Source organism: Amazonocrinis nigriterrae CENA67, from assembly GCF_016056305.1.
In the GTDB taxonomy this organism is placed as follows: Bacteria; Cyanobacteriota; Cyanobacteriia; order Cyanobacteriales; family Nostocaceae; genus Amazonocrinis; species Amazonocrinis nigriterrae.
Genome location: NZ_JAECZC010000002.1, coordinates 329862 through 351033, shown reverse-complemented (window position 1 = coordinate 351033; position 21172 = coordinate 329862). Strand labels below are relative to the sequence as shown.

The window sequence follows — 21172 nt, the reverse complement described above, 5'->3', positions numbered from 1 at the left end:
CAAGCATCTTTATGAGCAAAAAATCAGCATCCACCACAGGAACACAACCTAAAGCAAAGTTGGGGGAGCAAATTCGTAATATTGCCGATAGACTTAAACAAGAGACTGAGGTGCAAATTAAAGCCACCTCTCGGATTTTAGGGGCTGCTGCTCAAATTTCCCAAAATCATGACCGACTTATTAATGAGGTAGTTGATATGGTTGAGGAAGACCTTAACCAACAAACCCAGACGTATCAAAAGGACATTTATACGGCTAATATTCTCAAGCAAGAGTTTAAAACATTACGTGAAGCCAAGAATCACTTTAATCTGAAAGCGACTAGTTGGGAATCCCTTGCTAATAAATTAAATGATTCATTTTCCCACAAGCTTATACCTGAAAAGAAACCTCAGTCATATCAAGTTTTGGAAAATAACGGTATGGGAGAACTTGAGTCTGATGGCAAAAATTCTCAAGGATTGACAGTTTATTTAGAAGCAGATGTTGCAGAAATATTTCCCAATTCTCAAGCAGTAAATGAAGCTTTACGTTTTCTGATTAGAGTTACGAAGAATAGTTACTGAAATAGTTTTAAAAGCTAGGCGAATTATATTCGCCCAATACTTTTTTACAGGATGATTAAGATATAAATATTTGACATGATGGGTGTGATACTCATGGTGCAAGACCAGATTTTGCTGAATGATTGGCATGTAATAGCGCGATCGCAAGACCTCCAACCTGGAACAGTCCTGCACAAGCGCTTATTAGGCTCAGATCTAGTACTCTGGCATAATGGCGACAAAGTTTTAGCTTGGCAAGACCTTTGCCCTCATCGTGGCGCTCGTCTTTCTCTAGGATATGTTAATGAACAGACCCTTGTTTGTCCTTACCACGGCTTAGCCTTTAACAGCGAAGGCAAATGTGTACTAATTCCGGCTAATCCAGACCAATCGCCCCCCGCACAAGCTTGTGTTAAAACTTACCAAGTTCAAGAGCGTTACGGCCTGCTTTGGGTTTGTTTAGGGACACCAAAACAAGACATAGCTCCGTTTTCTGAGTGGGATGATCCAGCCTATTGCAAAATTTTCTGTGGCCCCTACCACTATCATTCTAGCCCTCTGCGGGCGCTGGAAAATTTTATCGATCCGGCACACTTCCCAATTATGCATTCGGGATTATTTGCCCACGCCAGTCGTCCTGAGTTGACGCACTATGAATTAGAGTCTCTTCCAGATGGGATTAGTTTCAAATGTGGTTTGTGGGAACTAGATTTTAATTCGGGTAATCCTCACCAAGCACCACTGATTTTCAACACTTACGATTATCGCATCTTCCGTCCGCTGGTGGCATACTTTAAACTCGGGCCTGGAGATCATCGTTTAAATGTCTTCTATACAATTACGCCAGTCGATGAAGATGAGTGCGTGGCCCAATATTGGTTAATGGTAAACAGCGCCCGTGAAGTTCCAGTGGAAATCTATCTAAATATTCAAAATCGAGTTGCGAGTCAAGATATCGCCATTGTCGAGTCCCAACAACCCCGACGCTTACCTTTGGATTTGCAAGCAGAAGTACATTTACCAAGCGATCGCTATTCTATTGCATACCGTAAGTGGCTCAAACAACAGGGCGTTACTTTCGGGACTATTTAGAACTTAGCGATCGCTTGTCATTTTTTCAGTATAAATCCTTGACTTGGCACAAGGTGACACTTTCTCTAGCCATACGCAAAACTGGTCTCAAAGGATGTCTGAAAAGTATTTTACAAAACATCAAATTTATTGAAACCTAACCCCCTAACCCCCTTCCCTAGGAGGGAAGGGGGAACAATTCAAAGCCTCTCTCCTGCAAGGAAAGAGGTTAAAAGTATATTTTGCAACTTACGAGACATCCTCTCATACCATTTCACGAAATCACTGATACAAATTCTTTCACCCCTGCTCCCCCGCTCCCCTGCTCCCCTGCTGTCTAAACGGTAATCTTGAGGTGGGAAAGGAGTAGTCATTGCCTACTTTTGCGGACGCAAGGAAAGTAACTCTTGAGGAGAAGCGAGAAGTTTGATTTTGGCGTCGATAATTTGCTGTTGTTGATTGAGGATAAACAGCCACAAGACATTAACGCCACACCAAGGAGTTTGTGCTTTGCCTGTGACTTGAACTTTGATGAGATTATCTTCTAAAGTCTCGACAATTCCCTGACGGGGATAGGCTTTAATACCTTGGGCTTCTTGTTGTAAATAGGCTGCGATCGCATCTGACCCCACAATACCAGATTCAAAGGGTGGATACATCACACCATCATCGGCAAACAAGCCAGCAGTCGCCTGAAAGTCTCCTGCATTCAATGTTTCAAAATAACGCAGGATGCAGCCAGTTGTGATTCCCTCAATCTGAAATTCTTCTGTTGTTGTCACGTTGACTTGGTTTGCAGATAAAGATTCAGCAGCTTTCATAAAATTACCCATATTACAATCACTGACTTTTAATTTGAATTAAAAGCAGAGATATAGAAAGCTGCTAGCGGGGTAGATTGCTTCAATCTGTGTAAGTATTCCTATTGAACGATAATCTATTACCTTGGTAAGAACTTGTTCCCAAACTACAGCTTGGGAACAGGGTTTGACAGAACATTGAGGTTGAAGAAAATCCATAATGTGGTTAGTCGGCTAGGGAGACAGCACACACCCTAGCCACTACCTTGGTAAGAACCCCTGCTTATTGACCACAACCTTTTTATCGCTTGGGGTTGTTTACCTCTTGTTTACATATTGCATTATTTTTTAATAAAATGCAAATAAAATTTACATATCTATAAATTCCTAATGTTAAACACAGGTATTCATTGCATCATGTACAATCTAGTAGCTTTTAGACAAGCTCAGCTTTAATAAGAAAAATGAATGATTCTTGCGTAATTACTAGTAATGTGGTAAGAGAAAAAGCCAAAGAATTAGGTTTTCACAAAGTCGGAATTGCTGCTGTAGAGAGAAATAATACGGAAGCACAGAGGTTGCAAGCATGGATAGCGCTGGGTTACCACGCCGATATGGAATGGATGAATAACCCGAAACGCCAGGATATTAGTTTAGTCATGCCAGAGGCGCGATCGCTAGTGTGTGTCGCCTTAAATTACTACACACCAGATCAACGTCCCCAAAGCGAGGAATACGCTAAAATTTCCCGTTATGGGTGGGGAAGAGATTATCACAAGGTGATGCACAAAAAACTCAAGGCGCTGGCTACCTGGCTAGAATCACTGGATGCAAGCATTAAAGCCAGATATTATGCAGATACTGGCCCTGTGCAAGATAAAGTTTGGGCGCAAAAAGCCGGAATTGGTTGGATTGCCAAGAATGGTAATGTAATCACAAGAGAGTATGGATCTTGGGTATTCTTGGGAGAAGTGTTGACCAATTTGGAATTAGAAAGCGATCGCCCCCATACAGAACACTGCGGTAGCTGTACTCGTTGTCTTGAAGCTTGTCCTACAGGGGCTATTACCCAGCCGTTTGTAGTAGATGCCAATCGCTGCATCGCTTATCATACAATCGAAAATCGGGCGGAAAAATTACCAGAAACAGTCACACCACATTTGCAGGGTTGGGTTGCTGGTTGCGATATTTGCCAAGACGTTTGTCCTTGGAACCAGCGTTTTGCCAAAACAACAGATGTGGAAGATTTTCAACCTTATCCTGAAAATCTTGCGCCCAAGCTGATAGAATTAGCCCAAATCTCGAATGAGGAGTGGGATAGACGATTTCCGGCATCAGCGTTGCGGCGGATTAAGCCAGAAATGTTACGACGAAATGCCCGTGCTAATCTTGACGCATCCACACGAAAGAATGACTCAGAAAGTAATTATCTTTGATTTTGATGGCACGATCGCCGATACGGTAGATGCTCTTGTAGTTATTGCCAATCGTTTAGCTGTAGAATTTGGTTATGTACAAATCACCCAAGAGGAACTAGCCCTCCTGAGAAATTTAACTTCTAGGGAAATTATTAAATACTCAGGTATATCTCTATTTAAAATTCCGTTTCTGCTGAAAAAAGTTAAATCGGAGTTGAAAGACAAAATCCACGAATTTAAACCTATTCCTGGAATTCAAGAAGCGTTAGTAGAACTCCAATATCAAGGTTATAGTTTAGGAATTATTACGTCCAACTCTAAAGAAAACGTCACTGATTTCCTGAAAATAAATGAATTAGATAACCTCTTTGATTTTATTTACTCAGGAGTAACAATTTTTGGTAAAACAACAATAATTAATAATGTATTGAGGCAAAAACAACTCAAACCTCAATCAGTTATTTATGTAGGTGATGAAACCAGAGATATAGAAGCATCAAAAAAAGCGAATATTAAAGTGATTGCAGTGACTTGGGGATTTAATTCCCCAGAAGTCCTAGCTAAACAAAATCCAGATTTTTTAATTGATCAACCAAGTGAACTATTAGAAGTTATGAAAAATGTTAAATAGTCAACAGTCAAAAGTTCACACCATTGACCATTGACTATTAACTATTGACTACTTAATTTTTTGGTTGGCCCTTTTCTATAGCTTGTTGTACTAAATCATCACTAACATCAGTTACAGCATCATCCTTTGAACGCCCAACTTCTTTAGCTAAATCTTTATAATCATCAGGATTACCAGTTGGCTTTGCTTCAGATTTTGTCTCTACTTGTGGGCGTACTGGATATTTAGGTGCTGTTGCTGCTTGCGCTGCTGATGCACCTTCACCAGTGCGGTCAACCTCACTAACACTAAATTGCTGTGCGGCTGCATAATCAGCTTCAAAATCAACTTTTGGTGCCTTTTCTTCACCACTAGCTATATTTTCCGCAGCTAACTGTGCATCATGGGTAGGAGCTTCATTAACATTAGGCTTGATTTCTTCAGGCATAACTTAAACACCACTTAATAATTTTTCAATTGCTGGGGTGATTGTAGCAAAGTTACCTCTTGTAACGTTGGCATCTAGCGAGAGATTTTAACCTCTATTAAAAGATAGATTAATTAACTCTTTCTCTTGGAAGTAGAATCAAAGTTTCAAATTTTGGTAAGCCTTAACATGACCTGATAAAATATCATCGAGAAAAATTATGACTGCAAGTTACAATAAAACTGCTCCCCAAGCATTGAATAAGGAAACTCAAAATGCAGTAGAAGCATTTAACGCCTTAGATACAGATGCTAAATTAGCCTGGCTATATTTTGTTTATGAAAAACTGGGAGATTCTATCACTCCAGCGGCACCTGCGGCGGCAGAACCGGAATTAGCACCACTTTTGCTAGGCGATTATTTGAAATTATCAGATGACGAACAATTAAATATTATGCGGGATATAGTTAACCGCAAAGATACAGAATATTCCCGTGCTTATGGTGCGTTAAAAGAAAACAACCAACTGTTAGTTTGGTATGCTTGGGCGATAGCTATGGGAGACACTGTAGTTGACATTCCAGAAAATTACAAGCCCACCGAAGCCATTAACAATTTGCTTTCCCAAATCGAAGGGCTTGAGTTTGAACAACAAATATCAGTATTACGAGCGATCGCTGCTGAATTAGGTTACAGTGAAGTCAAGCCAATAGAAACACAAGCACAAACTGGCAAAACCCCAAGTCTGTAATTTCTGGTAGATGAGGGAGATAAGGGGGATGAGGAGGATAATTCTTTAATTCCTAACTCCTAACTCCTAACTCCTAACTCCCAATTCCCCATCCCCAATTCCCCATTCCCAATTTCGTATAAATTAGTTGAGGAAATGTAACAAGCGGAGGCGGGGATGACGGAAGGATCGCAACAAAAGCGAGTAGTGGTTGTGGGTGCAGGTTGGGCTGGTTTAGGCGCAACCTACCATTTGGCTAAGCAAGGGTATGATGTCACACTTTTAGAAGCAGGCCCCTATCCTGGTGGACTTGTGGCAGGTTGGCAAACAGCAGGAAAATCAATTGAAGCTGGCATCCACGGCTTTTGGTATCCTTACAGAAATATTTTTTCTCTCATCGGTGAATTAGGAATTAATCCTTTCACTACCTGGACTCGTTCCTCGCAATATTCACCTGCGGGGTTGGAAGTGGAATCACCCATTTTTCAAGACTTACCAAGACTCCCTTCACCTCTGGGTACTTTCCTCTACACTCAGTTTAAGCGTTTGCCACTAATTGATCGCCTCAGTGCTTTGCCTTTACTTTACGCTGTTGTAGATTTTGATAATTCTGATGCAGCTTGGCGGCGTTATGATTTTGTCACTGCCCGTGAATTATTCAAAGATTTTGGTGTTTCCGCCCGACTATATCGTGAAGCTTTTGAACCAATGTTGTTGGTAGGTTTATTTGCCCCAGGTGAACAATGTTCAGCCGCAGCAACTTTAGGAATGCTTTACTATTTTATTTTGGCTCACCAAACTGATTTTGATGTAGTTTGGTGTCGGGGAACAGTGGGGGAAAAAATATTTCGTCCTTGGGTGGAACGTATTGAAAAAGCTGGTGCAAAAGTGCTACCCAAGCATCGAGTTACAGATTTAATTATTGAAAATAATCAAGCGAAAGGTGTTGTTTGTGGTGATCAAGTTTTTGATGCCGATGCTGTAATTTTTGCTGTTGGCATCACTGGTATGAAGAAAATTGTCTCAACCAGTGCTAGCTTACAAAGTCGGGAAGAATTTCGTAATTTGAGTAACTTAGGGGCAATAGATGTTTTAGCAACAAGGCTGTGGTTTGACCGGAAAATAAATATTCCTCGTCCTTCTAATGCTTGCTTTGGTTTCGATGCAACTACGGGATGGACATTTTTTGATTTGAATGCCTTACATGATGAATATAAAGATGAACCTGGAACAGTAATTGAAGCTGATTTCTATCACGCAAATCAATTCCTGAGTTTGAACGATCAAGAAATTGTGTCCATAGTTCAGCGTTATTTAGCAACTTGTGTACCAGAATTTCGGCAAGCAAAAGTGATTGATAGCAGCGTCATTCGGTTGCCAAATGCAGTCAGCCACTTTGCACCAGGTAGCTATCGTTATATGTTGCCAGCTAAAACAAATTTTGAGAATGTATTTATGAGTGGCGATTGGATTGTCAACCGTCACGGTTCATGGTCACAGGAAAAGGCTTATGTAACTGGATTAGAAGCGGCGAATTTGGTAGTATCCTATTTAGGAGAAGGTACGCCAGCTAAGATTATACCTGTAGAAGAAGATGAACCTCATATACAAGTGGCGCGATCGCTCAACCAAACAATGCGTCAATGGGGTAAATCTATTTTGCCAGACTTTTGGTTGCCTTAGCATATTATTACTTCGTGTCTTGGTGTCTTGGTGGTTAATAATCAACCACCAAGACACCAAGAATCTGCCCTCAAGCAACCTGAGAAACTCGCTGTTGAATTGGAATTGTAATCACGAATTCTGTCCCTTTTCCTGGTGTAGATTCGCAACACAGACTACCGCCATGCTTTTCTACAACAATTTGATGGCTGATAGACAAACCTAATCCCGTTCCTTTACCTCTAGGTTTTGTGGTAAAAAAGGGATCAAATAACTTTGTTTTCACGTTTTCACACATTCCCGGCCCATTATCAGCGATATGGATGCTAACCCAGTTGTCTCCAATGGTTTCAGTCCGAATGGAAATTCTACTTGGTTGCTTTTGAATTTCAGCAAATGAACGTTTTTGATTGTACTCATCCAGTGCATCAATAGCATTGGCAACAATGTTCATCAACACTTGATTCATCTGACCACCAAAGCACTCGATTGGTGGCAATACACTGTATTCCCTAACAACTTCGATTTCAGGATGTTCTGGTTGTGACTTGAGGCGATAATTCAAAATTGTCAGCGTGCTATCAATACATTCATGAATATCAACCTCTGTCATACTAGTATCTTCTAGACGCGAGAATATTCGCATAGACTTAATGATTTCACGAATACGTCTTGCACCAAAATTCATCGAGTTGAGCAGCTTTAACAAATCTTGCTCAAGAAATTCCAAGTCAACCAATTCCTCTTGTGCTTGAATCCGAGGAGTGGGATTTGGGTATTCTTCTTGATAGATGTGCAGCAGATTCAGCACTTCTTGGGTATATTCATTGGCATGAATTAGATTGCCATAAATGAAATTTACAGGGTTATTAATTTCATGGACAATTCCAGCAACCATTTCTCCTAAGCTAGACAGTTTTTCATTTTGAATCAGCTTGATTTGTATTTGTTTGAGGTCATCATAAGCAAGGCTGACTTCTGCAATTTTTTGCTCTAACTGAGTATTTTTCTGTTCTAGTTGCCGTGCCAAATCATGCAATTTTAGGTGCAATTTCACCCGTGACAATACTTCTTCTTGCTGAAAAGGTTTGGTGATATAATCTACAGCGCCAACTTTAAAACCTTCAACTTTATTTGCAGTATCAGAGAGTGCCGTCATAAAGATGACTGGAATATCTCTTGTTACCGGATTTGCCTTTAATTGACGACAGGTTTCAAAACCATCAATTTCTGGCATCATCACATCCAACAAAATTAAATTGGGTAGAGCATATGTCACCCGTTCTAATGCCACTTTCCCTGATTTCGCTACCCAAACTTCCAAGCCGACCTGATCTAGAGCATCAGATAACACACCTAAATTTGCAGGATTATCATCAACGATGAGAACCGTTGCAGTTTGCTCAGTTAGAAAATTCATACTGCTTACTTGAGAGATTGAACGAGTGCCAAAATTTCTTGATCTTGAAATCCTTTTGCCAGCTGTTGCAGCTTTTTCGCCAAGGGGATGTATTTTTCATCCAGTTGTTCGAGGAATGCTGCCTGTTTTATAATTCCCTTAAAGTTGCCTTTCATTACTAATTCATACAGAATTTCTATTTCTGCGGTAGGTGGAGCTACTAAGGCTGTATTGTCTCGTTCTGGCTGACTCAAAGTATTTTGCTCTTCATAAATCCACTCCAGATGTAGATGTTGCCTCAATTTCTGGAACAGTTCCATCGCTTGTACAGGCTTGGGAAGAAAATCATCACCTCCCATTTCTAAGCTACGATGGCGATCGCTTTCAAACACGCTGGCTGATGAAACAATAATACTAATGTGTTTAAATGCTTCTGACTCTCGAATGCATTTGATTAACCCAAAACCATCGAGTTCTGGCATTAACAAGTCCGTGATCACCAAATCTGGTTGAAATTCGCAAACTTTCTGCCAACCCTCTTGTCCATCTCTAGCTTCAGCAACCTCAAAGCCGATGGGAGCGAGCAAATTGGCAATCACTGAGCGATTTTCCCATTTATCATCAGCAACGAGAATCTTGGGGCGGCAATTTTTGATACCAATAATTTGCCCATAATCATCGGCTTGAGATGTTTTGATCCATTCATCAGCGGCAGGCAAATTCACATCAAACCAAAAAATACTACCAATTCCTAGTTCACTCTGAACCTGAATTGTACTACCCATCAATTCCACAATTCTCTGGCTAATTGCCAATCCCAAGCCTGTGCCTTCTGTCTGGCGGCGGTTATCGCCTGCTTGCTCAAAGGGTTGAAAAATGGCTTGGTGTTTTTCTTGAGCAATGCCGATGCCTGTGTCGCGGACTTCAAAGCGAATTTTGCCTTCAGCAGCATAACTAATGGTAAAATTGACACTACCTGCGTCAGTGAATTTAATGGCATTGCTCAGCAGATTAATCAACACTTGCCGCAGGCGCTTTTCATCGGCACGAATGCCGACAGGTAATTCTGAGGCTAATTGATATTGGAAGTTAATGTTTTTCAGTTCGGCACGAATGCGGCACATCTCTGCAACGCCTTGGAGGAAGGCCGGAAAGTGGAAATCGCTCTTGATGAGTTCTACTTTTTGGGCTTCGATTTTCGACAAATCGAGAATGTCATTGATTAAAGTCAACAAATGGGAACCGCATTGATAAATTACATCAATACGCGATCGCTCATCTTCTTGCAAGTGTTTGGAACGCTGGAGAATTTGAGCATAGCCGAGAATACCATTGAGGGGAGTGCGTAACTCATGGCTCATGTTGGCTAGAAATTCACTTTTGGCAAAACTTGCTGCTTCTGCCGCTTCTTTGGCTTTGGCAAGGGCAATTTCAAATTGCTTGCGTTCGGTAATGTCGTTGTTAATTTCCAGTTGAGTAAAAGGCTGCCCATTGGCATCGCGCTGCAACGTCCAACGACTCGCTACAATGATGCGCCGACCATCGCGGGTGGTGTGGTGCAGTTCTCCCTCCCAAGATCCTTGCTCTAAAAACTCGCTTAAGACAATTTCTAGTGGTTTAGGAAAGACAGTTTCTAAGAATGTGTGAATGTACTGCCCAATGACTTCTTCCCGCTTCCAGCCGTAGAGGAGTTCTGCCCCCTGATTCCAGTAGATAATTCGGTCGTCCATGTCCCGAATAATAATACTATCGCTGGCTGAGTCTAAAATTTCTAGTGTTTGCCGCAGTCTTTGTTCAGCTTGCTTGCGTTCGGTAATATCGGTGTTGGCTCCTACCCACTCACGAATACTGCCATCTGCTGCTACAATTGGCACACCCCGCACGCTCAGGTAGCGATACTCGCCATCGTGACGGCGAATCCGAGTTTCGGTTTGATGAAGCGTGCGGTTGGTAAGTGATGCTGTCCATACCTCTGCTGTCTCTGCTTGGTCATCGGGATGTATCATATCCTGCCATCCCCACCCCCATATTTCATCTATGCTTTGTCCTGTAAAGGCACGCCAGTGGGGTTGGTCAGTGACAAATGCACCTTCAGCATTAGTACTCCAAATAATTTGAGATGTGGCTTCAATCAGCGAACGAAATCGTTCTTCACTCAATTGCAGTGCTAGTTCTGCTTGCTTGCGATCGTGAATATCGGTACATGTACCAATCCATTCACGAATACTACCATTTTCACCGAGAACCGGAACGCCTTTAGCTTGGAAATATCGGTAGCTGCCATCTGCTGCCCGTATCCTATATTCTGTGTCGTACAAGCTTTTAGCTTCCACTGCTTGCATCCAGATTTGAGATGTTGGGTCACGATCATCTGGATGAATTGCGTCTAACCAGCCAAGACCAGCCACCTCAGCTACGGTTTGTCCAGTGTATGCTCTCCATGCAGGCATATCTATCACCTGCCTGTTGGCATCTGTTGTCCAGACGATTTGGGAAGTTGCGGTGATCAAACAGCGATAACGTTTTTCGCTATGTTGCAGTGCTAGTTCTGCTTGTTTGCGATCGTGAATATCGGTAGATATACCAATCCACTCCTGGATACTACCATCTTCAGCAATAATCGGAACGGCTCTACTTTGGAAATATCGGTAATTGCCATCTGCTGCTCGTACCCTATATACTGTGTCGTACAAGCTTTTAGTTTGCACTGCTTGCATCCAGATATGATATGTTGGGTCGCGGTCGTCTGGATGAATCGCATTTAACCAGCCAAAACCAGTCACCTCAGCTAGGGATTGTCCGGTGTATGCTCTCCATGCAGGCATATCTATTACCTGCCCGTCAGCCTCGGTTGTCCACACCATTTGGGAAGTTGCGGCGATCAAAGAGCGATGGCGTTGTTCACTTAGTTTAAGTGCTAGTTCTGCTTGTTTGCGATCACTAATATTGCGTGTAATAGCGATGATACCAAGGATGTTACCATTAGCATCTCGCCAAGGAGCCTTTGTAGTCAGAAAGATGTCATCAAAAACAACTTCTTCGTAGGTTTCAGTCAGACCTGTGGCAATGATTTGGCGGTCTTTTGCCATAATTTCACGCGCAAATTCGGGCGGTAACAGTGCAAAATCGTCTTTGCCAATGATGTCCTCAATTTGCTGGTTATAAACCTTTGCCAAATTGGAGTTGAGGGCAACATGACGACCTTGACAATCTTTGACAACAATGAAGTCTGGTGTACTTTCCAAAATCGAGCGCAACAGCGTATTACTTTCTTGCAAGGCTGCTTCAGCTTGTTTGCGATCATGGATATCGATACAACTGCCAAACCACTCTCGGATACTGCCATCGGTTTCTAGCACAGGAATACCTAGCGCCAGCATGTAGCGGTACTCACCATCATAGTGTCGGACACGAAATTCTACTTCATATTGGTTGCCAGTTTTGACCGCTGTTTCCCATGCCTCAGCCAGAAATTCGCGATCGTCTGGATGAATCGCATCTAACCATCCCCAGCCTTGAGATTCTTCCCAAGTTTGCCCTGTGATTTCCCTCCAAGGAAGATTTTCCTCGGTCGAAAAGCCATCGGCTGAATTTGTCCAAACCATCTGAGAGGTTGCTGTGAGTAGCGAACGATAGCGTTCTTCACTATGCCGCAGTGCTATTTCTGCTTGTTGGCGTTCTGTGATATTCTCACTGAACATCATCACGCCGCCGATTTCACCGCCTGCTGTGTACCAAGGGCGGACTGACCAACGTACCCACTTAAAAGACCCATCTGCCTGTGGAAAAGGATCTGCATCGCATTGTGCAACCTCCCCTGCTAAACATTGCTGGTGAATCTGTTTCCACTTTTGGGGAATGTCGGGAAAGACTTCGTAGTGAGAGCGACCGATAATGTCGTCTGTTAGGTTATGATCCTCAAGCCATTTACGACTAGTGGCAAGATAGCGCATTTGGCGATCGCATATTACCATCGCTACGGGGGCATATTCGATTGCTTGGTGCAAATACGATTTGCTTTCAATCAAAGCGATTTCTGCCTGATTGCACCGAGTTAGGTCGGTTTCGCTGTTCGTTTGCGATCGCTCATTTGCCTGAGGGTTTTCAGATTGGAATCTTTGGCTCATGGTCAATCGTGAATTCCAGGTTGGATTTAAGGGCTTCTACTTAATTGAGAGTTGGATTCACTTCACCTGTGAAATTTTTTTGTGCGGAACTGTCCATATATGGATGTCTATAATACAGAGTTCTCTCTCAACTTAGAAAAATCACAGCGATAAAGTAATTTCTGACTCTCTGTTTCCATTGAAACCGCATTAACCCTCACCTGAGATCCGGGCGAAAACGGAAATACAGGTTTACAATACTTATTTTTTATTGATTAAAAACATCATTTTTTAGAATAAAGTAACAGACTTGAAATTATGACTATCGTAGGGTAGGGGCAATTCATGAATTGCCCCTACAAACACCCCACACCCATGCTCCTTTTTCACATACCTTGATCAGCTGCCTCAAAACCCGTAGCTTTGTACTTCTTGCAAAAGAAAACCGTTGTTTTTGCAATCAATACTTGGTGTGATTCCGCATTGCTTTATGGATTTTCTTCCATCGTTCTTTCTCAGCTATTTGGGAGCGTTGGTCTTGTTTACGCACAAGGTAGTTGAGTTCTTTTTGTAACTTTTGATAGTTGAGGAATCTTGAATTTCAAAGAATATGCCAAATTTTCTTGTGAGATGGGTGTCCTCACCCGTCTTTTGCATTTATGGCTGGATGCCCACCCTACAAGATGGATAATTTATTTCTTGGAAACCCCTTCACTCCCGTAAAGATTTCGTGCAGTTGAGTAAAGCGGGTGGCATTACAGCGATGAAGCTTGTGGCACCGGACTGGAAAGCACTGAAAAAATTTTTAGTGAACAACTTGTTAATTTATACAAAACTAAGGGAAATATATCAGTAAGTATTCTGATAAATCATCCTCGCTTAGTATAGCTGAAACTCGAATGAACGACCTGAATGCTAACAACCAGCTAGGCATACTCCCAACTAACAACGATTTTTCGTCTCTAGCCAGTATTGATAAATTAAGTATTAGCGATAGTTACGGTTTGAGTAATATTTTTTCGCTAAACGGCGTCATTGGGAGTAGTGCCAATCTCCAGTTTACCTTGACACAAAACCAAGCAGCGTTTGTTAATGAAATCGGGGTGTACCTGCTCGATGACGATAAAGGTAGGGTAAATGGCATCACCCCAGGTCAACAAGGCTATCAAGCAGCAGCTTTGAGTAAAGCACAAGTAATTTTCTCTGCTATCACCAACAAATTATCTGGCGGGATAAACTTTGTGCGTCAATTAAGCTACAACATTGGGCAACACTTTGGTTTTTACATGGTAGCAAACAGCACCACTGATACTTTACAGGCGAAATTAGCAAATGGGGAAACTCCACCGAATGTATTCTTTGCCTTGAATGCAGCTAATAGCGATCACTTCAACCATTTGCAAATCCAAGACCAAGGTAACAACAAATTCAATCTAGCTTGGGAAGACCAGCTTAAAGGAGGCGATCGCGATTTCAACGACCTAGTGCTGTCTATGGAACTAGTCAATACTCCCTCTTTGCTAGGGACAGGATTGCAAGGACAGCAACAAAGGGAAATCATTGATTTGCAGAGTGTAAGCGGTCAGGTGACAGCAGAATTTAGCCTCAACAGCAACGCTGTGTATAACAATTCCGTTGGCTTGTACAAAATCACTGATGCCAGTGGCACAGTAATTGATCCGTTGAGTGGTAAAGCAATTACTCCTGGGGAGGCTGGTTACGCGCTAGCAGCTATGCGACAAAGTGTATTAACTGCGACGCGTCTAGACAACGGTGCAACCTCAACAAATATAGAGGGGGGAGGACTGTTTGCACCCTACATAATTGCCAACGGCAATTTGCAACAATTCTTCAGTCAGCCTGGTGTCGGAGTGAATGTTTACTTTCCTTATCTGCAAGCAAATCCCGACAAGCTTGACCACATTCGTTTGTTGGCAGATAACACTTTTGCTTTTGAGGATACATTCGGCGGCGGTGAACTTGACTATGACGACATAGTTGTGCAAATTCATCTTACTGTTGGCAACAGTAACCAACCACCAATTCCTGTCCCAGTAGTTTCTGGAAGTTTGGCATTTACCGCAGCTTCTTATAGTGCAGATGAAGGTAATAACAGCACAGTAGGTCAAGTCGTTGCCACAATTCAACGTACAGGTGGTACTGATGGGGAAGTCAGCGTGGATGTGCAATTAGATGATGGTAGTACAGCCACCCTTGGCGAGGACTATACTAACAATTTGCCGATAACCGTCAACTTTGCAGCTGGAGAAACGAGCAAAGATGTAATAATTCCCATCTTGGGAGATACAAAAGATGAGATAGATGAAACCATCAAACTGAAGTTAGTTAATCCTACAGGTGGGGCAAGTTTGGGTAGTCAGCAGACTGCCACCTATACAATTATTGACGATGATGATTTCCCTAGCATTGTTATTGATGATGTCAACTTGAATGAAGGCAATAGCGGCAGCACAAATGCTATTTTCACCGTTAGCCTTTCGGCAGCAAGCGACAAAACCATCGCTGTAGATTATGCCACGACTGATAACACAGCTAATTTGCCAAGTGATTATACCATTACCACAGGTACTTTAACCTTTAATCCGGGGGTGACAACCCAAACAATCAGCGTTCCGATTATTGGTGACACTTTCTACGAAAATAATGAAACTTTTCTGGTTCAGTTCAGCAACGCCAATAATGCCACAATTGCTGACAATCAAGGAATCGGCACGATTGTGAATGATGATGCAGGCCCGACTTTTGACTTTAGTGCTGCCAGCTATACAGTGATCGAAGGTAATGCCACTGGCTTCACCACATTTGCCAAAGTGCAAGTAAACCGCACTGGCAATACCAGCAGTACAGATACGGTACAGCTGCAATTAGCCAACGGTAAAGCACCTAGTGGCACAGGTGGCGCAACTGCAAATATAGGAATTGATTACAACAACACCTCTATTACTGTTGTGTTCAATCCTGGAGATACTTCTGCAATTGCATCTATTCCCATAGCTGGAGATACTCAGTATGAGCAAAATGAAAATGTTGTCCTGACTTTAGTTAATCCCAGTGCAGGCAATATTGGTACAACGATTTCTAACGCCGTGCTAACGATTAATAATGATGATGACTTGCCAACTGTTAGCATTACTGCTTCTCCCATCAAAGCGACGGAAACTGGCACAACAAGCTTTTTCACAATCACTCGCACTGGTGACACTGCTACTGATTTAACAGTGAATCTAGCAATTGATAACAGTAGTACTGTCACTAGCAACACGGGTGGTGCTTTCTTAGTTGACTATACCCTCAGTGGTGGCAATATTTCTGGCACGGGTGCAACTAGAACTGCGATTATTCCTGCGGGACAGTCGTCTGTGATTGTGACTCTCACACCAATTGATGATATCCATGCTGAGGCAGATGAGACGCTGAAATTGAATCTGGCAGCTAATTCAGCCTATGGTATTGACTCTGTTGCTAACTCTGCCACAGTTACTATTACTGCCAATGATACGGTAGTCATTAATACCAACGACGACACAGTTAACTATAGTCTTAAAGAGGGTTCCTTGCGGCAGGCGATGCTGAATGCGATCGCTTTTGCAGATGCCGATACCATTACATTCAGCGGTGCGGGGGCATCAGGAACTATCAATCTCAAGTCAGCGCTACCAGATATTAGCGGTGCTAACGCTAATAACACCACCATTGACGGCCCTGGCGCTAACCTATTAACTGTGCAACGGAGTACAGTTGCTAGCACTCCCAAGTTTGGTATTTTTACCATTAATGGGGTAACTGCCACTATCAACGGCTTAACAATTACCAATGGCGATCGCATCGGTGGCAGTCCTAATAACGGCGGTGGTATTACTAATAACAATGGCAGTGTCACAATCACTAATAGCTTGATCTCTGGTAACAAGGCGGAAAACGGCGGCGGCATTGATAACTATGGAACGATGACAGTGCTAAATAGCACCATCGCTAATAACTATGCCAGCTTCCAAATTGGCGGTATCAGTAATGCTGGCAACAATGGTGCAGTCTTGACAATAATTAACAGCACGATTTCTGGTAACCAATCAGCAGGTCGCTACGGAGGCATAGCGACTGTTAACATTGGCACAACGATGAACTTGCAAAACAGTACTATCTACAACAACTCAGCAAGCATTGGTGAAGGTGGTATTTATAGTAACGGCACTACTGTTTATGCCAAAAACACGATCATTGCCGGAAATATTGCCCCCTCTAATCCAGATTTCAACGGCACTCTCACCTCTAATGGTTACAACTTAATTGGCAATACTTCTGGTGCAGTCATCACAGGCAACACCACTGGCAACATCACGGGTGTCTCTGCCAATCTTGGCCCTCTGCAAAACAACGGTGGTGCAACTCCCACACACGCCTTACTTCCTGGCAGTCTTGCCATTAATGCGGGTGACCCAGCCTTTGCATCACCACCACTCACAGACCAACGTGGCACAGGTTTTAATCGCGTCGTACAAGGCAGAATTGACATTGGAGCTTTTGAAGCTAACCTTAATCTTGGTGGACTGGATATCATAACGGCAAATTTAGGGGTAGATACTGTTTCAGTGCTACAAGGTAATGGCAGTGGTGGTTTTGCGCCCGCAGTTAACTATTCGGCTGGTCTTTCTCCAGAAAGCTTGGCTTTAGCGGTAGCAGACTTTGACGGAGATAGCAAACCTGACGTAGCTTTGGCAAATAGGAACGGCTTTAACGGTCAAGTCTCTGTACTACGGGGTCAAGGAAATGGTGCTTTTGCCGCACCCGTTGTCTATACCCTAAGTGCTTCTGCCAACCCAAGCAAGTTAGCAGCAAGAGATTTAAATGGTGATGGTAAACCCGATTTAGTGACAGGCAATTGGGGTACTGATAATGTCACCGTGCTACTCAATGATGGCACTGGCAGCTTTAAACCTGGGGTTAATTATGCCCTTGGTGGGGGTGTCAGTTCTACAAACGGTGTAGCTATAGGGGACTTAGATGGTGATGCTAAACCTGAGTTGATAGTCACAAATGCAAATTCATATAATGTGACAGTGCTACGCAACACTGGGAATGGTGCATTTACACCAGTAGGTAACTTTCCAGTAGGGACAAACCCAGAAGGTGTAGCAGTAGGAGACTTTAACGGAGATGGCAAACTTGATGTTGTGACTAGTCAAATTGATAAAGTAGTCAAAGTCATGTTAGGCAACGGTAATGGCACACTTCAACCTGCTGTTAGCTATGCAGTAGGCAATTTTCCGGAGAGTGTGGTGGTCGCAGACGTTAATGGCGATCAGCGTCCCGATATACTGACAGGGAATTACTATGATGGTACGGTGTCCGTTCTTCTGAACAATGCAGCTAGTCCTGGTACATTCTTGCCTAGTGTTAGCTACACAGCCGGCGGTTCCGGTGCTGGTTTACATGCTGTAGCTGTAGGAGATGTGAATGCAGATGGCAAACCCGACATAGTGGCAGCTAATGCTAATAAAAACAATATTTCGGTACTAATTAATATGGGAAATGGTACTTTCGCGACTCCTGTTAACTATGGGGTAGGAAGTAATCCTGTCTCTGTTGGACTTGGGTTTTTCTAAGCAATGCGGCATTTCTCTATGAAGTTGGAAGCCCCACCGCATAAGCGGATGGGGCAACTTTAAGTTTTAACTAAATTGTTCAATAATGCCGCCACCTAATACTTTATCCCCGTCGTACCACACCGCAGCTTGTCCGGGAGTGATGCTGAACTGGGGTTCATCAAACACCAGACGCACACGGGAGTTTTCCAGAGGTATAACTGTCACTGGTACAGCGGTGGAACGGTAACGAACTTGCACTTCGGCATGAATTGGGGTTGATGGTTCAGCTATGGAAACCCAGTTGACCCGATTGACTGTACATTCTAGTTGGGTTGCCTTAGTGCGATCGCCTACTATCACTTTATTATTGACTGCATCTAATTCAATCACATACAGCGGTTCGGCGGCAGCAACACCCAATCCTTTACGCTGTCCAATGGTGTAGTGATGGATACCATCATGCTGTCCTAAAACTTTGCCTGTGGTATCCACAATATCGCCTTTTTTGGGGGCAAGATACTTATCCAGAAATGCCCGCATGGAACCGTTACTTTCCACTAAACACAAGTCTTGACTTTCTGGCTTATCAGCGGTTTTTAGTCCGTATTCAGCAGCGATGCGGCGGGTGTCTGCTTTTTGCAATTCACCCAGAGGAAATACAGAGGCAGCTAGTAAATCCTGAGACAAATCATAGAGGAAGTATGATTGGTCTTTGTTGCGGTCAACAGCCCTTAATAGCTGGTAACGCCCAGTAGCTTCGTCATAGCTAATTTGGGCATAATGACCCGTGGCAATGCGATCGCATCCCAGTTGCTCACGGGCATATTGTACCATTGGCCCAAATTTGACTGTTTTATTGCACTGGGAGCAAGGCAAAGGCGTGATTCCCGCGCTATAACCAGTTACCAAATAATCAACAATATTTGTCTGAAAGACATCTCGAATATCCACAACCTGATGGGGAATCCCCAGTTGTTCACAGATATAAGCCGCGTCGATCATTCCCTCAGAGCAACATTGTCCTTTGCCTTTCATCAGCCAAAGGGTCAAACCAATCACTTCATAGCCCTGATTATGTAGGATAGCAGCGGCGGTAGAACTGTCAACGCCACCAGAAAGACCAACTACGACTTTTTTCATATCTTTAATATTTTGCTAAGCTAGTACCGTTTTGGGGATTAAAAATTAAAAATCCTTTGTAACGGTAACGCTAAACTCCGTATGCAATTAGAGGCTTTTCATACAAGCTTGACACGGTAACTTCGTGACTGTCCAATTCTAGCATATATCCTTCAAAGCCTTGGTAGCGAAGCACTTCAGTTTCTGTGAAGTCTTTTCGCTGTCTTGAGTTTGGTAATGTCAGTTCACAAATTCAAAGAGCGTCTTGCTGATTAATCAGTAGTTCACAAGGTTACTGCATATACGCTTGGAGATACAACTTATCTTGTGCCTATTTCCCTTTTTCTTCATCTAGCGCTTTCTGAATCGCACGTCTACAGAACTCGGCGGGGTCGTCATGTGCTTTGACTTCTTCCTTCATTGACTCAGTGCATCTAAAGCTAATAGAAGTTGTCATAGGTTCTTCTCTATCTGTGGTGAAAGGTTTTAGACTTTCTGGATTCCCTTTAGGGTTCGGCATTGTATCAAAATGTAACTAAATATAATGAAACGCGCGTATACACCTGTTTAATAAATAATTGGCGGGAACAACTTTCTCAGGGCAGTACCCGCCAATATCCACGTTAGAAATGGACAATTCTATTGTATGTTTAGACGTTCAGAACTTGAAGCGATGACGCTTCAAGAGTTAAAAGCGTTGTGCTTACGATACAGCATCAAGCCAACAGGAAATGCAGGGTACAAAAATAGCTTAATCACCTCTTTAATGGTATTCCCAGGATTAGCTTTATACCAAATTAGACAAGGCAGAGGAATAAAATCACCGAGCTTTGGAAGTATTCAAAGTATTGGGGAAGCACTTGATGAGATGAGTGAACCAACTACTGAGCAAATAGCGCTGAGCGCGATTTTCGCAGGAAGGCAAAAGGATGGAGTACCCAGACAGGTACGAGCAAGAAAGGCTATACACCCTATACAAGGTCAAGTTACTCCTGAGTGAGGTAGTTAATCTGTTGAGCCAATAGCACTATGAAATAAGCGTTTAATCATTTGTTTACAGCATCCCTGAAGGGGGTGCTTTTTTATTGGTTGTATCCCTTACCATGCTTACATTGCTGATTACTCTAAGTAATACTTGGAGTATTTTAGAAAGTAACAGGACTTACGCAAAGGTCATGGAAAAACGAACCACAGAGGCACAGAGAAGCCAGTGCGTTGCGGGGGTTCCCCCCGTTGAAGCAACTGGCGCGACACAGAGAAATGAGAGTTTGAGAGGTTTTTTGCGTAAGTCCTAAGTAAACTGAAAACGGCGATCGCAGCTGTTCAAGTTGCAATTGCAGCTGTTTGATTTATGGTTGATATTATGAATGCAGCGCTTAAGAAAAGGATGATAAGTCAGTCAGCAATCATTACCGCATCGCCAAATGTAATGAGTGGTACACCAGTCTTTGCAGGAACACGAGTACCTGTGCAAACCCTGCTGGATTATTTGAAGGCGGGAGAGTCCATTGATGATTTTCTAGAGGGATTTCCCACAGTGAAGCGAGAACAGGTGATTGCTTTTCTGGAAGCCGCACAAGCGCAGATTCTGAAGCTGGTTGCATAGTGTTACAAGCACCGTCTCATCGATTAGCAGATATAAGCGTGCTGATCCCTAAAATTTTGGCAATTGTAGACAC

Annotated in this window: 16 protein-coding genes; 10 read left to right on the top strand and 6 right to left on the bottom strand. The window is 42.9% G+C overall.

The annotated features are described in order from the left end of the window. The first annotated feature begins 11 nt into the window (after positions 1-11). The 3 genes from I8748_RS02990 to I8748_RS02975 all read left to right on the top strand — a co-directional run bounded on the left by I8748_RS02990 (position 12) and on the right by I8748_RS02975 (position 1777). Positions 12-566 carry a hypothetical protein gene (locus I8748_RS02990; protein ID WP_198123177.1) on the top strand — a complete coding sequence of 185 codons (555 nt, stop codon included), beginning with the start codon at positions 12-14 and terminating at the stop codon, positions 564-566. A gap of 93 nt (positions 567-659) precedes the next feature. Then, entirely contained in the window at positions 660-1637 is a 978-nt protein-coding gene (locus I8748_RS34905; RefSeq protein ID WP_225896283.1) for an aromatic ring-hydroxylating dioxygenase subunit alpha, read from the top strand. Continuing rightward, positions 1598-1777, top strand: a complete 180-nt coding sequence (locus tag I8748_RS02975; protein WP_198123176.1) for a hypothetical protein — start codon at positions 1598-1600, stop codon at positions 1775-1777. Before I8748_RS34905 ends, I8748_RS02975 begins: the two co-directional genes overlap by 40 nt. Positions 1778-1993: 216 nt before the next feature. On the opposite strand, the gene I8748_RS02970 is transcribed toward I8748_RS02975, so the two are convergent. Continuing rightward, on the bottom strand, positions 1994-2437 hold the full coding sequence (locus I8748_RS02970; protein ID WP_198123175.1) for a nuclear transport factor 2 family protein: 444 nt from the start codon (positions 2435-2437) through the stop codon (positions 1994-1996). A 443-nt stretch (positions 2438-2880) separates the two neighbouring features. Between I8748_RS02970 and queG the strand changes: the two genes are divergently transcribed. Next, positions 2881-3852 (top strand): tRNA epoxyqueuosine(34) reductase QueG, encoded by a 972-nt coding sequence (gene queG, locus I8748_RS02965; protein ID WP_198123174.1) that lies wholly within the window; start codon positions 2881-2883, stop codon positions 3850-3852. Then, positions 3827-4465 (top strand): HAD-IA family hydrolase, encoded by a 639-nt coding sequence (locus I8748_RS02960; protein WP_198123173.1) that lies wholly within the window; start codon positions 3827-3829, stop codon positions 4463-4465. Before queG ends, I8748_RS02960 begins: the two co-directional genes overlap by 26 nt. Positions 4466-4517: 52 nt before the next feature. Here I8748_RS02960 and I8748_RS02955 read toward each other — a convergent pair whose 3' ends face one another. Further along, on the bottom strand, positions 4518-4892 hold the full coding sequence (locus tag I8748_RS02955) for a hypothetical protein (protein WP_198123172.1): 375 nt from the start codon (positions 4890-4892) through the stop codon (positions 4518-4520). A 199-nt stretch (positions 4893-5091) separates the two neighbouring features. Between I8748_RS02955 and I8748_RS02950 the strand changes: the two genes are divergently transcribed. Next, on the top strand, positions 5092-5622 hold the full coding sequence (locus I8748_RS02950; RefSeq protein ID WP_198123171.1) for an orange carotenoid protein N-terminal domain-containing protein: 531 nt from the start codon (positions 5092-5094) through the stop codon (positions 5620-5622). A 156-nt stretch (positions 5623-5778) separates the two neighbouring features. Further along, positions 5779-7284 (top strand): hydroxysqualene dehydroxylase, encoded by a 1506-nt coding sequence (locus tag I8748_RS02945; RefSeq protein ID WP_198123170.1) that lies wholly within the window; start codon positions 5779-5781, stop codon positions 7282-7284. A gap of 70 nt (positions 7285-7354) precedes the next feature. Here I8748_RS02945 and I8748_RS02940 read toward each other — a convergent pair whose 3' ends face one another. Beyond that, positions 7355-8683, bottom strand: coding sequence for a sensor histidine kinase (locus tag I8748_RS02940; protein ID WP_198123169.1), 1329 nt, complete (start codon positions 8681-8683; stop codon positions 7355-7357). Between the two features lie 5 nt (positions 8684-8688). Further along, a complete protein-coding gene (locus tag I8748_RS02935) occupies positions 8689-12789 on the bottom strand; it encodes a PAS domain S-box protein (RefSeq protein WP_198123168.1) in 4101 nt (1366 codons plus the stop codon). 878 nt (positions 12790-13667) lie between these two features. On the opposite strand from I8748_RS02935, the gene I8748_RS02930 reads away from it, so the two are divergent. Next, a complete protein-coding gene (locus tag I8748_RS02930; RefSeq protein WP_198123167.1) occupies positions 13668-18392 on the top strand; it encodes a beta strand repeat-containing protein in 4725 nt (1574 codons plus the stop codon). 66 nt (positions 18393-18458) lie between these two features. Here the strand turns inward: I8748_RS02930 and mnmA are convergent, their stop codons facing one another. Both mnmA and I8748_RS02920 read right to left on the bottom strand, forming a co-directional pair. Next, the gene (gene mnmA / locus I8748_RS02925; RefSeq protein WP_198123166.1) at positions 18459-19514 is read right to left on the bottom strand and encodes a tRNA 2-thiouridine(34) synthase MnmA; all 1056 of its coding nucleotides are present in this window, start codon (positions 19512-19514) and stop codon (positions 18459-18461) included. Between the two features lie 310 nt (positions 19515-19824). Next, positions 19825-20013, bottom strand: coding sequence for a hypothetical protein (locus I8748_RS02920; RefSeq protein ID WP_198123165.1), 189 nt, complete (start codon positions 20011-20013; stop codon positions 19825-19827). 126 nt (positions 20014-20139) lie between these two features. Between I8748_RS02920 and I8748_RS02915 the strand changes: the two genes are divergently transcribed. Then, positions 20140-20493 (top strand): hypothetical protein, encoded by a 354-nt coding sequence (locus tag I8748_RS02915; protein WP_318781183.1) that lies wholly within the window; start codon positions 20140-20142, stop codon positions 20491-20493. Positions 20494-20880: 387 nt separating this feature from the next. Beyond that, positions 20881-21099: a DUF433 domain-containing protein gene (locus I8748_RS02910; RefSeq protein ID WP_198123200.1), complete on the top strand. Its 219-nt coding sequence runs from the start codon at positions 20881-20883 to the stop codon at positions 21097-21099. The last annotated feature ends 73 nt before the right edge of the window (positions 21100-21172 follow it).

Coding starts and splice junctions, on each gene's coding strand:
- I8748_RS02915 (WP_318781183.1), top strand. CDS start 20,140: ATGTTTAGACGTTCAGAACTTGAAGCGATGACGCTTCAAGAGTTAAAA.
- I8748_RS02960 (WP_198123173.1), top strand. CDS start 3,827: ATGACTCAGAAAGTAATTATCTTTGATTTTGATGGCACGATCGCCGAT.
- I8748_RS34905 (WP_225896283.1), top strand. CDS start 660: ATGGTGCAAGACCAGATTTTGCTGAATGATTGGCATGTAATAGCGCGA.
- I8748_RS02935 (WP_198123168.1), bottom strand. CDS start 12,789: ATGAGCCAAAGATTCCAATCTGAAAACCCTCAGGCAAATGAGCGATCG.
- I8748_RS02930 (WP_198123167.1), top strand. CDS start 13,668: ATGAACGACCTGAATGCTAACAACCAGCTAGGCATACTCCCAACTAAC.
- I8748_RS02970 (WP_198123175.1), bottom strand. CDS start 2,437: ATGAAAGCTGCTGAATCTTTATCTGCAAACCAAGTCAACGTGACAACA.
- I8748_RS02910 (WP_198123200.1), top strand. CDS start 20,881: ATGATAAGTCAGTCAGCAATCATTACCGCATCGCCAAATGTAATGAGT.
- mnmA (WP_198123166.1), bottom strand. CDS start 19,514: ATGAAAAAAGTCGTAGTTGGTCTTTCTGGTGGCGTTGACAGTTCTACC.
- I8748_RS02945 (WP_198123170.1), top strand. CDS start 5,779: ATGACGGAAGGATCGCAACAAAAGCGAGTAGTGGTTGTGGGTGCAGGT.
- I8748_RS02940 (WP_198123169.1), bottom strand. CDS start 8,683: ATGAATTTTCTAACTGAGCAAACTGCAACGGTTCTCATCGTTGATGAT.
- I8748_RS02990 (WP_198123177.1), top strand. CDS start 12: ATGAGCAAAAAATCAGCATCCACCACAGGAACACAACCTAAAGCAAAG.
- I8748_RS02950 (WP_198123171.1), top strand. CDS start 5,092: ATGACTGCAAGTTACAATAAAACTGCTCCCCAAGCATTGAATAAGGAA.
- I8748_RS02920 (WP_198123165.1), bottom strand. CDS start 20,013: ATGCCGAACCCTAAAGGGAATCCAGAAAGTCTAAAACCTTTCACCACA.
- I8748_RS02955 (WP_198123172.1), bottom strand. CDS start 4,892: ATGCCTGAAGAAATCAAGCCTAATGTTAATGAAGCTCCTACCCATGAT.
- queG (WP_198123174.1), top strand. CDS start 2,881: ATGAATGATTCTTGCGTAATTACTAGTAATGTGGTAAGAGAAAAAGCC.